Source organism: Nocardia sp. NPDC057353, from assembly GCF_042667085.1.
Taxonomy (GTDB): domain Bacteria; phylum Actinomycetota; class Actinomycetes; order Mycobacteriales; family Mycobacteriaceae; genus Nocardia.
Map to the genome: position 1 here is coordinate 1 of NZ_JBHVAK010000110.1, position 10,869 is coordinate 10,869.

General features: G+C 72.4%; 12 protein-coding genes. 5 read left to right on the forward strand and 7 right to left on the reverse strand.

What is annotated here, in order from left to right; genetic code table 11:
- Positions 1-38: 38 nt before the first annotated feature.
- The 3 genes from ACFUUZ_RS30960 to ACFUUZ_RS30970 form a co-directional block, all read right to left on the reverse strand.
- Positions 39-1,259: an acetyl-CoA C-acetyltransferase gene (locus ACFUUZ_RS30960; protein WP_378702466.1), complete on the reverse strand. Its 1,221-nt coding sequence runs from the start codon at positions 1,257-1,259 to the stop codon at positions 39-41.
- Positions 1,260-1,308: 49 nt separating this feature from the next.
- The gene (locus tag ACFUUZ_RS30965; protein ID WP_378702468.1) at positions 1,309-2,199 is read right to left on the reverse strand and encodes an SGNH/GDSL hydrolase family protein; all 891 of its coding nucleotides are present in this window, start codon (positions 2,197-2,199) and stop codon (positions 1,309-1,311) included.
- 76 nt (positions 2,200-2,275) lie between these two features.
- Positions 2,276-2,737, reverse strand: a complete 462-nt coding sequence (locus ACFUUZ_RS30970) for a hypothetical protein (protein ID WP_378702470.1) — start codon at positions 2,735-2,737, stop codon at positions 2,276-2,278.
- 178 nt (positions 2,738-2,915) lie between these two features.
- Here ACFUUZ_RS30970 and ACFUUZ_RS30975 point away from each other — a divergent pair, with 178 nt between their 5' ends.
- A complete protein-coding gene (locus ACFUUZ_RS30975; RefSeq protein ID WP_378702472.1) occupies positions 2,916-4,304 on the forward strand; it encodes a cystathionine beta-synthase in 1,389 nt (462 codons plus the stop codon).
- Positions 4,305-4,325: 21 nt separating this feature from the next.
- On the opposite strand, the gene ACFUUZ_RS30980 is transcribed toward ACFUUZ_RS30975, so the two are convergent.
- Together ACFUUZ_RS30980 and ACFUUZ_RS30985 are read right to left on the reverse strand one after the other, a co-directional pair.
- On the reverse strand, positions 4,326-4,742 hold the full coding sequence (locus ACFUUZ_RS30980) for a DUF4254 domain-containing protein (RefSeq protein ID WP_378702474.1): 417 nt from the start codon (positions 4,740-4,742) through the stop codon (positions 4,326-4,328).
- Positions 4,743-4,899: 157 nt separating this feature from the next.
- Positions 4,900-6,099, reverse strand: a complete 1,200-nt coding sequence (locus ACFUUZ_RS30985; protein WP_378702476.1) for an acyl-CoA dehydrogenase family protein — start codon at positions 6,097-6,099, stop codon at positions 4,900-4,902.
- Between the two features lie 74 nt (positions 6,100-6,173).
- Between ACFUUZ_RS30985 and ACFUUZ_RS30990 the strand changes: the two genes are divergently transcribed.
- A complete protein-coding gene (locus ACFUUZ_RS30990; RefSeq protein WP_378702478.1) occupies positions 6,174-7,319 on the forward strand; it encodes a cystathionine gamma-synthase in 1,146 nt (381 codons plus the stop codon).
- A gap of 138 nt (positions 7,320-7,457) precedes the next feature.
- Here ACFUUZ_RS30990 and greA read toward each other — a convergent pair whose 3' ends face one another.
- Positions 7,458-7,949 (reverse strand): transcription elongation factor GreA, encoded by a 492-nt coding sequence (gene greA, locus ACFUUZ_RS30995; RefSeq protein WP_067653570.1) that lies wholly within the window; start codon positions 7,947-7,949, stop codon positions 7,458-7,460.
- Positions 7,950-8,194: 245 nt separating this feature from the next.
- Positions 8,195-8,692 carry a DUF4307 domain-containing protein gene (locus ACFUUZ_RS31000; RefSeq protein ID WP_378702480.1) on the reverse strand — a complete coding sequence of 166 codons (498 nt, stop codon included), beginning with the start codon at positions 8,690-8,692 and terminating at the stop codon, positions 8,195-8,197.
- Between the two features lie 142 nt (positions 8,693-8,834).
- Here ACFUUZ_RS31000 and mca point away from each other — a divergent pair, with 142 nt between their 5' ends.
- The 3 genes from mca to ACFUUZ_RS31015 all read left to right on the forward strand — a co-directional run bounded on the left by mca (position 8,835) and on the right by ACFUUZ_RS31015 (position 10,732).
- Positions 8,835-9,719: a mycothiol conjugate amidase Mca gene (gene mca / locus ACFUUZ_RS31005; RefSeq protein ID WP_378702482.1), complete on the forward strand. Its 885-nt coding sequence runs from the start codon at positions 8,835-8,837 to the stop codon at positions 9,717-9,719.
- Complete coding sequence (locus ACFUUZ_RS31010) at positions 9,719-10,003, forward strand: hypothetical protein (RefSeq protein ID WP_378702484.1); 285 nt, start codon at positions 9,719-9,721, stop codon at positions 10,001-10,003. The genes mca and ACFUUZ_RS31010 overlap by 1 nt, the downstream gene beginning before the upstream one ends.
- A gap of 126 nt (positions 10,004-10,129) precedes the next feature.
- Positions 10,130-10,732 carry a TIGR03086 family metal-binding protein gene (locus ACFUUZ_RS31015; RefSeq protein WP_378702486.1) on the forward strand — a complete coding sequence of 201 codons (603 nt, stop codon included), beginning with the start codon at positions 10,130-10,132 and terminating at the stop codon, positions 10,730-10,732.
- Positions 10,733-10,869: the final 137 nt, after the last annotated feature.

The window sequence follows — 10,869 nt, forward strand, 5'->3', positions numbered from 1 at the left end:
GTCACCGATCGGTGACCGCCCCGCTTTCGTGTGTCAGCTCAGCTGAGGCGTTCGATGATGAGCGCCATGCCCTGGCCGCCGCCGACGCACATGGTCTCCAGCCCGAACTGCTTGTCGTGGGTCTGCAGGTTGTTGATCAGCGTGGTCGTGATCCGGGCGCCGGTCGAACCGAACGGGTGGCCGAGCGCGATCGCGCCGCCGGAGACGTTGAGCTTGTCCTCGTCGATCTTCAGCTCCCGCGCCGAGCCCAGCACCTGCACGGCGAAGGCCTCGTTGATCTCGACCAGGTCGATGTCGTCGATGGTCTTGCCCGCGATCGCCAGCGCGCGCTTGACCGCCTCGATCGGGCCCAGGCCCATGATCTCCGGCGACAACCCGGACACGCCGGTGGAGACGATCCGCGCCAGCGGGGTCAAACCCAGTTCCTTGGCCCTGGTGTCGCTCATGATCACCAGGGCCGCGGCGCCGTCGTTGAGCGGGCAGCAGTTACCCGCGGTGACCGTGCCGTCGGGGCGGAAGACCGGCTTGAGCCCGGAGACCGCCTCGTAGGTGACGCCCGCGCGCGGGCCGTCGTCCTTGGTGATCACGGTGCCGTCGGGCAGGGTGACCGGGGTGATCTCGCGCTCGAAGAACCCGGCGGCGATGGCCTGCTCGGCGCGGTTCTGCGAGCGCACGCCCCACCGGTCCTGGTCCTCGCGGGTGATCCCGGTGAAGGTGGCGACGTTCTCCGCGGTCTGGCCCATGGCGATGTAGACATCGGGCAGCAGCCCGTCCTCGCGGGGGTCGTGCCAGGCCCCGGCCCCGCCCTTGGCGGTCTCGGCCGTGCGGGCCTGGGCCTCGGCGTAGATCGGGTTCTGGGTGTTGGGCCAGGAGTCGGCGGAGCCGTGCACGTACCGCGAGACGGTCTCGACACCGGCGGAGATGAACACCTCGCCCTCGCCCGCCTTGATGGCGTGGAAGGCCATGCGGGTGGACTGCAGCGAGGAGGCGCAGTAGCGGTGCACGGTGGTGCCGGGCAGGGTGTCGTAGCCCAGCTGGACCGCGACATTGCGGCCGATGTTGAAGCCCTGCTCACCGCCGGGCGAGCCGCACCCGAGGATCAGGTCGTCGATCGTGGCCGGGTCGAGGTTGGGCACCTTGTCCAGCGCGGCGCGCACGACCTGGGCGGTGAGGTCGTCCGGGCGCAGGTCCACCAGCGAGCCCTTGCGGGCCCGGCCGATCGGGGAGCGGGCGGTCGAAACGATGACGGCCTCAGGCATGGAGGACTCCTTTGTCGTGGTGCGAATTCGATTACTCGCCAGTAGAAACCTACGTGGCGCGGGCGCCGTCCGGAAGGTCCGCGCCCGGCGCCGGTGCCTCGGCCTGGTGCAGCAGCCCCGCCTCGACGTCGAGCGCCGCCAGCAGCGCGGGCAGCAGGTGCTCGGCGGCCAGTGCGTAGCCCGCGGCGGACGGGTGGAAGCCGTCGGCGGCGAAGAGCAGCTCCGGCGCCGCGCGGAACTTCGGCGAGAGCAGGTTGCCCATCGGCACCGGGTGCCCGCCCGCGGCGCGCGTGGCCGCGGCCTGCGCCCTGGCCAGCCGGATGCTCCAGTTCTCCACCACCGCGCGCAGCGGCTGCGCGATGGCGGTGACGATGCCGAGGTTCGGGCAGGTGCCGACCACGACGGCGCTGTCCGCTTCGCGCAGCCGGGTCACCGCGGCGCTCAGCCTGCCCGCCGAGGCGCGGATCGAGTGCTTCTTGGTGACGTCGTTCGCGCCGACCAGGATGACGGCGGCGTCCGGCGGCGGGCCCGCCACGAACATGGCGTCCACCTGGCCCGCCAGCCCCTTGGAGGTGGCGCCGGAGATGGCCTTGGTGCTCAGCCGGATGCGCTTGCCGGTGGCCTCGGCCAGGCCGCGGGCCAGCCGCACGCCCGGCACCTCCTCGGCGCTCAGCGCGCCGAGCCCGGCGGCGGTGGAGTCACCGAAGATCATCAGGTGCAGGTCGAAGGCGAGGCCCGCGCGGTAGCGCTGCGGCGGCGCACCGCCGGGGGCGTAGACGCCGTCGGCCTCCGGCGGCTTCGAGCTGTCCCGGCCGATCACGCCGCGCGCCGCCCCCGCCTGCGCCATGAGCATGCGGTACCCGAACCACCACGCCGTGCCCGCGCCGGAACCGGCGAGCACCGCGCCCGCTCCCGTCGCCGCGGCCGTGCGCCAACCCATGCGAGGTACACCCACGTTTGCGCATTCTACAAACCGGGCGGCGCCTCCGGTCGGTCCGGACGGCCGCCCGGCGGCCTCAGCCCGCGACGTCGAAGGTGCCGCGGGCCGGGATGCTCGCGCTGTCGGTGCTCACGGTGACCTCGATCCGCCCCGGCCCGGTGTCCTGGAACAGCGCGTACTGGATGCTGCCGTAGATCCCGGTGACAACGAGGTTCTCGTAGGCGCCGGTCGCGCCGGTGTTCAGGTTGCGCCAGGCCATGGTGGTGCGCACCTGGCAGAGCGGGGCGAAGGGGTAGATGCCCGGCCCGACCCCGGCGACCGGCTCGGCCCGCATGTTCAGGATCGCCCGGCCCGGATACTCCGGGCTGGTGTCGGCCCAGGTGCGCACGGTGGTCCAGCACAGCCCGCCGCGCGCCAGCGTCGGCACCTGCGCGAACTCGACGGTGGCCGCGGCGGCCTGGCCGCCCCCGCCGATGGTCGTCGCCACGGCCGCTCCGGCCAGGACGGTGGCTGCCCGGGCGATGGTGAGTTTCCGCATGCCCCCGATCGTAGGGGCTCAGGGGGCTCCGCACCGGGTGCGTTCGCGGTGCGTCCGGCCGATCCGCGACCGGCGCGGAGTTCTGCGGATTCGGCGGTCGACCCGCCCTGGCAGCTGCCGCGGCGCTGATTCCGAACGCGAGGAAGCACGTGCGTGCGCCTTCTGCAACGATGGAGCTATGCGCATCGCGGAGCACGTCGTCGACCTCATCGGCAATACCCCGCTGGTCCGGCTGAACTCGGTGGTCGGGCCGAACGCCGGGCTGGTCGCGGCCAAGGTCGAGTACCTGAACCCCGGCGGCAGCTCGAAGGACCGGATCGCGGTCAAGATGATCGAGGCGGCCGAGAAGTCCGGCGCGCTCCGCCCCGGCGGCACCATCGTCGAGCCCACGTCGGGAAACACCGGGGTCGGGCTGGCGCTGGTGGCGCAGCAGCGCGGCTACCACTGCGTCTTCGTCTGCCCGGACAAGGTGAGCGAGGACAAGCGCAACGTGCTGCGCGCCTACGGCGCCGAGGTCGTGGTCTGCCCGACCGCCGTCCCGCCGGAGCACCCGGACAGCTACTACAGCGTCTCGGACCGGCTGGTGCGCGAGATCGACGGCGCCTGGAAGCCGGACCAGTACTCCAACCCCGGCGGGCCGCAGAGCCACTACGAGACCACCGGCCCGGAGATCTGGGCCGACACCGAGGGCAGGATCACGCACTTCGTCGCGGGCGTCGGCACCGGCGGCACCATCACCGGTGCGGGCCGCTACCTCAAGGAGGTGTCGGAGGGGCGGGTGCAGGTGATCGGCGCCGACCCGGAGGGCTCGGTCTACTCCGGCGGCACCGGGCGGCCGTACCTGGTCGAGGGCGTCGGCGAGGACTTCTGGCCCTCCGCCTACGACCCGAAGATCGCCGACGAGATCATCGCCGTCTCCGACGCCGACTCCTTCGACATGACCAGGCGGCTCGCCCGCGAGGAGGGGCTGCTGGTCGGCGGCTCCTGCGGCATGGCGGTCGTGGCCGCCATCGAGGTGGCCAGGCGCGACCCGGAGGCGGTCGTGGTGGTGCTGCTGCCGGACGGCGGCCGCGGCTACCTCTCCAAGATCTTCAACGACCGGTGGATGAGCTCCTACGGCTTCCTGCGCGAGCGGCTGGACGGCGCGGCCGAGCCGCTCGTCGGCGACGTGCTGCGCGGCAAGTCCGGCGCGCTGCCCGACCTGGTGCACACGCACCCCTCCGAGACGCTGCGCGACGCCATCGAGATCCTGCGCGAGTACGGCGTCTCGCAGATGCCGGTGGTCGGCGCCGAGCCGCCGGTGATGGCGGGCGAGGTGGCGGGCAGCGTCTCCGAGCGCGACCTGCTCTCCGCGGTCTTCGAGGGGCGGGCGCAGCTCACCGACTCGGTCGCGGAGCACATGACCGCAGCGTTCCCGCTGATCGGCGCGGGCGAGCCGATCTCCGCCGCCACCAAGGCGTTCTCCGAGACCGATGCGCTCATGGTGGTGGAGGAGGGCAAGCCGGTCGGCGTCATCACCAGGCACGACCTGCTCGGCTTCCTCAGCGTCGGCGCGCTCGGCAAGTAGGGCCTCAGCCTGCTGCTGTCCTCAGCCTGCTGCTGTCCTCGGCGCGGGCACATAGCCCGCGATGAGATCGCTCCACTCGTCGGCGAGGGTGGCGAGCCGGTACCAGGCGGCGTGCACCCTGGTGTCGGAGACCTGCTCGCAGGTGTGCAGCAGGTGCGCGGCGTGCACGTGCGCCGCGGCCATCCGGTCCAGCACCGCGCCGAGCGAGACCCCGCGCACCGGCACCGCCCGGACCGTGCCCGCCCAGCGATCGACCGCGGCGACGAGTTCGGCCCGGCGGCAATCGATTCCGGCCGTCGCCAGCGGGTCGCGGTGCCGCTGCCGGTGCAGCTCGGCCAGCGCGGCGGCCCACCCGGCGACCGGGTGGTCGCCCGCTTCGGGGCGAGAGTCGAAGGCGGCCAGCAGTTCCCGCCGGTCCGGGAGTTCGCCGCTACGCATCGGGGACTCCGGCACTGCGGGCGGGAATGGGCGGCAGTGTGCACATGGTGCACCTCCTGGAACGACCGGCGAAGCGTGGTCCCACCAGGATGCGGGAGATTCCCGGCCAACGGGTGACCGCGGGATGGCCCCGCGGTGACGCCCGGTAACACTGTGCTCAGCGGAAGGCGTTGCTCCCGGTGAGGGCCTTGCCCAGGGTGAGCTGGTGCACCTCGGCGGTGCCCTCGTAGGTGAGCACCGACTCCAGGTTGTTGGCGTGCCGCAGCACCGGGTAGTCCAGCGTGATCCCGTTGGCGCCCAGGATGGTCCGGCACTCGCGGGCGATCGCGATGGCCTCGCGGGTGCTGTTCAGCTTGCCCGCGCTCACCTGCTCCGGCGTGAGCTCGCCGCGGTCCTTGAGCCGCCCCAGGTGGATGGCGAGCAGCTGCCCCTTGCCGTACTCCAGCGCCAGGTCGGCGATCTTCGCCTGGGTGAGCTGGTAGGCCGCGAGCGGCTTGTCGAAGACCTCGCGGCTGCGCGCGTACTCGATCGCCGCGGCCAGGCAGTCGCGGGCCGCGCCGAGCGCGCCGAAGACGATGCCGAAGCGCGCCTCGCCCAGGCAGGCCAGCGGCGAGGAGAGGCCGCGCGAACCGGGCAGCACCGCGTCGGCGGGCAGCCGGACCCCGTCGAAGTTCAGCTCGGCGGTGATCGAGGCGCGCAGCGAGAGCTTGCGGTGCATCTCCCTGGCCTGGAAGCCGGTGGCGTCGGTGGGGACGAGGAAGCCGCGCACCACCGGGCGGCCGCCCTCCTCCTCCGGGTCGGTGTACGCCCAGACCACCGCGACGTCGGCGACGGTGCCGTTGGTGATCCACATCTTGGCGCCGTCCAGCACCCAGTCGGCGCCGTCCCGCTTCGCGCGGGTGCGCATGCCGCCGGGGTTGGAGCCGAAGTCCGGTTCGGTCAGCCCGAAGCAGCCGAGCAGCTCGCCCGCGGCCATCCCCGGCAGCCATTGCTGCTTCTGCTCCTCGGAGCCGTAGCGGTGGATGGCGGTCATGGCCAGCGAGCCCTGCACCGAGACCATGCTGCGGATGCCGGAGTCCACCGCCTCCAGCTCCTGGCAGGCCAGGCCGTACGCGGTGGCGGAGAGCCCGGCGCAGCCGTAGCCGTCGAGGTGCATGCCGAGCAGCCCGAGCTCGCCCAGCTCGGGGGCGAGCTCCCTGGCCGGGAAGGTGCCCGCCTCGAACCAGTCGGCGACGTGCGGGCGCAGCCTGCGGGCCGCGAAGGCGGCGACGGTGTCGCGGATCTCCCGCTCCTCCGGCTGCAGCAGCGAGTCGGTCGCGAACAATGCGTCGAGGGTCACGGGTGTGTCGGGCGCCATGTCGGCCAGCGTAGCGAGCCGGGCACACGCACCCCCTGCGATCGCGCCGCAGGTGGCGGTTCTAGGCTGGGGCCATGAGCGAGCTGGGATTCTCCACCCGGGCCGTGCACGCGGGGTTCGAACCGGACCCGCAGACCGGTGCGGTCAATGTGCCCATCTACGCGAGTTCGACCTTCGCCCAGGACGGGGTGGGCGGGTTGCGCGGCGGGTACGAGTACGCCCGCACCGGCAACCCGACCCGCACCGCGCTGGAGGCCAACCTCGCGGCCCTCGAGCTCGGCCGGTACGGCCGCGCCTTCGCCTCCGGGATGGCCGCCACCGACTGTGCGCTGCGGGCGCTGCTGCGCCCCGGCGACCACATCGTCATCCCGGACGACGCCTACGGCGGCACCTTCCGGCTGATCGACAAGGTGTTCACCCAGTGGGGGATCGAGCACTCGCCCGCGCACATCGCCGACCTGGACGCGGTCCGCGCGGCGGTGCGGCCGAACACCAAGCTGATCTGGGTCGAGACCCCGACCAACCCGCTGCTCACCATCGGCGATATCCCGGCGCTGGCCGACGTCGCGCACACCGCGGGCGCCAAGCTGGTGGTCGACAACACCTTCGCCACCCCCTACCTGCAGACCCCGCTCACCCTGGGCGCGGACATCGTGCTGCACTCCACCACCAAGTACCTGGGCGGCCACTCCGACGTGATCGGCGGCGCGCTGGTCACCGACGACGCCGAGACCGACCAGAAGTTCGCCTTCCTGCAGAACGGCGCGGGCGCGGTGCCAGGCCCGTTCGACGCCTACCTGACGCTGCGCGGCGCCAAGACGCTGGCGCTGCGCATGGAGCGGCACTGCGACAATGCCGAGCTGATCGCCGAGTTCCTCGCCGGGCACCCGGCCATCTCGACCGTCATCTACCCGGGGCTGCCCGAGCACGCCGGGCACGGCGTCGCGGCCAAGCAGATGCGGCGCTTCGGCGGGATGCTCTCGGTGCGGCTGCACGGCGGCGAGGAGGCGGCGCGCCGCTTCTGCGCCGGGACGAAGGTCTTCACGCTGGCGGAGTCGCTGGGCGGGATCGAATCGCTGATCGAGCACCCCGGTGCCATGACGCACGCCTCCACCGCGGGCTCCCAGCTGGAGGTCCCCGCCGACCTGGTACGGCTCTCGGTCGGCATCGAGGACGCCGCCGACCTGCTCGCCGACGTCGAGCAGGCGCTCGCGCAGTAGGGAAGTACGAAAGACATGAACCAGCGGCCGCACTCGAATCCCGAGTGCGGCCGCTGCTGCTCAGGCGGCCCGAGGCTGGGGCCGGAAACTCGGCGCGGCAGCGCGGGGCCGCGGCACTCCGCGCCCCCGCGGAGCGGCTCAGCTGTGGTACGGCTCCGCGCTGACCAGCGTCACCTTCATGGTGTTGCCGTTGGGCAGCGTGTACTCCCTGGTCTCGCCGACCTTGGCGTCGATGAGCGCCCCGCCGAGCGGCGAGTTCGGCGAGTAGGTCTCCAGGTCGGAGTGGCCGAGCCCCTCCTCGCGGGTGGCGATCAGGAAGGTCTCGGTGTCGGTCTCGTCACCGTCGTAGTAGACCTTCACGACCGAGCCGGGCAGCGCCACGCCGGACTTGGTCGGCGCGACGCCGACCTTGGCGTTGTTCAGCAGTTCCTGCAGCTGCCGGATGCGGGCCTCCTGCTGGCCCTGCTCCTCCCGCGCCGCGTGGTAGCCGCCGTTCTCCTTGAGGTCGCCCTCCTCGCGGCGCTCGTTGATCTCGGCGGCGATGACCGGACGGTTGGCGATGAGCGCGTCGAGTTCGCTCTTGAGCCTGTCGTGCGACTCCTGGGTCAGCCAGGTCACATTCTCGGTCATCTCGATCACTCCCTAGTAGTTGTTCCCGGCGCGCCGGGATTCCCTGAACACCGCTGCTGTACCCACCGGGGCAGGCGGGCACGCATCGGCCGACGGCTGGACGCGATCTCCGAGGGGTGTCGTGCGTTCCGGAATCCACCGCGCTGGCCGCCAATGCAGCAAACACGGCTCCGGGTGCCGGAACCGTGTGTCAGGCCATTTTAGCATGACTCACAAATATGCAGGTCAAGTCGATTTTGTGCGGTTCACCCCGCGCGCAGGTACCCCGGCACCTCGGTGGAGCAGCCGTAGACGCTGCCCGACGCGGGCCGGGCGGAGGAGCGGATGACCGTGGCGACCTCGACCGTGCCGCTCGCCGAGGGAAGCACCAGCACCTCGCGCCTGCCCACCTCCGCGGTGTCCCGCCCCATGGCGCGGACGAAGCACACCACCGGCTGCGACGGGTCGTCCCTGGTGACCTTGATCCGCAGGTCGAGCGTGGAGTCGTCGACCACGACGTAGCCGAGCTGCTCGGCCTGCACGTCCTTCGGCCCGTACTTCTGGTAGCCCAGGTACCCGACCCCGACCCCCGCGACCGCGACCAGCAGCCCGAGCCCGACCGCGAGGGCGCGGCGCCTACCGGGCGCGGTGCGGCCCTGCCCGCCGTACCGCTCGGCCCGGCGGGCCGAGCGGCGCCGCTCGGCCTCGGCGCTCTCGGCCGGGGTCGCGGGCTCGGCGCCTGCGCGCGGGCTCGAGTCGGTCATCGTCGGACGCTCCCGGGGGTGGTCGGAATACAGCGGGGTCTCAATGGAACTATAGGTAAGCGAGGATCGGGTGCCTCGGGGCACCGCGACGGGACGGCGGAGAGCGCGAGGTAGAGACGGTGAGCGACGGAGTGGACAGGACGTGAGCGGGCTCCGGCTGATGGCGGTGCACGCGCACCCCGACGACGAATCGTCCAAGGGCGCCGCGACGACGGCGAAGTACGCCGCCGAGGGCAACGAGGTACTCGTCGTCACGCTGACCGGCGGCGAGGCGGGCAGCATTCTCAACCCGGCCATGGACACCCCCGGTGTGCTGGAGCGGATCCACGAGATCCGGCGCGAGGAGATGGCCGCCGCCGCGGCCGCGCTCGGGGTGCGGCAGACCTGGCTCGGCTTCGTGGATTCCGGTCTGCCCGAGGGTGATCCGCTGCCGCCGCTGCCGGAGGGCAGCTTCGCGCTGGTCCCGCTCGAGGAGGCGACCGAGGCGCTGGTCCGGGTGGTCCGTGAGTTCCGGCCGCACGTGATGACCACCTACGACGAGACCGGCGGCTACCCGCACCCGGACCACATCCGCTGCTACGAGGTCTCGGTGGCCGCCTTCGAGGCGGCGGGCGACCCGGAGCGGTTCCCGGACGCGGGCGAGCCGTGGACCCCGCTCAAGCTGTACTACAACCACGGCTTCAGCCTGCGCAGGCTGGAGCTCTTCGCCGAGGAGTACGACCGGCTCGGCGAGCCGTTCCCGCTGCAGGAGTGGCTGGACCGCTCGCGCAAGTACGCGGTGGAGCGCGGCGACGTCATGTCGCGGGTGACCACCCAGATCGAGTGCTCCGAGTACTTCCCGCAGCGCGACGACGCACTGCGCGCGCACGCCACCCAGATCGACCCGAACGGCGCCTTCTTCGCCATCCCGCTGGAGCTGCAGCGGAAGATCTGGCCGACCGAGGAGTTCGAGCTGGCGCAGACCAGGGTGAAGACCGCGCTGCCGGAGCACGACCTGTTCGCCGGGATCGGGGACGAGCACCGGTGATGTCCGCGCTACCGCTGCTCACCGAGGTGCTCGCGCAGACGCCGGGCACCCCGACCGGGCCCGAGTTCGGCAAGGCCTCGCCGGTCGGGCTGATCCTCGTGCTCGTGCTGCTGGTCGGGACCTTCCTGCTGATCCGCTCGATGAACAAGCACATCAAGAACCTGCCCGCGACCTTCGAGCCGGAGCACCCGGAGCCGGACCAGGACGCGGACGAGGGCACCGAGCACGGCATCGCCCGCACCGAGCCGGATCCGGGCGGGAAGCGGCGCGAAGGGTCGGGCTGACCGACAATCCCGGCCTGCCTTGTCAACCCGGGCGGCGGTTCCGGGCGCGCCGCACAATTTCGGGTTTCCATTGGTGAGCGGTGTGTATTCCGGGCAGCATCGCCTCGATCGACCAGAAGGATTCCCATGAACCGTGTGCAGGACCCCGCGATCGGCCGGATCGAGACGGAGACGGTGGTCGACGCGATCGACCGCGCGCTGGACACCGCGGGCGCCGCCGTCGCGGCGCTGGATCCCGGGTCGCTCGGCGCGGCCACGCTCTGCGCCGAATGGGACGTGCACACCCTGCTCGACCACCTGGTCGGTGTGATGTACGGATCGGTCGCCGCGCTCAGCGACATCACCGGCGACGCGGAGTTGCCGGAGGACGCACTCGGCTCCGACCCGCACGGCGCCTTCGCCACCGCCGCCGAGCTGGACCGCGCCGCCTGGCGCAGGCCGGACGCGCTCGACCGCGCGGTACCCACCCCGCTCGGTGAGCTGCCGGGGCCGAGCGCCGCGCTCGCGCACCTGCTCGAGCTCACGGTGCACGGCACCGATCTCGCCCTGGCGATCGGGCGCCCCGACCTCGCGGACGACGCCCTCTGTTCCGCGCTGCTGGAAGCGGTCGTCGCCGCCGGTGGGCTGGATCCCTACCGGCAGCCGGGCTGGTTCGACGCGGCCGTCCCGGTCGCCGACGACGCCCCCGGCCACCTGCGACTGCTCGCCTACACCGGCCGCCGGGTCTGAACCGCCCGCTCGGCTACCAGGCGGGCGCTCGACACACCGGCGGCCGAGTCCGACGCGCCTCGCGCCTCCAGCGGCCGGCTGTCGGACGGCACCGCTGCGCGACACGCCTCCGGCCCGGGCGCGGCACCGCCGCGCCC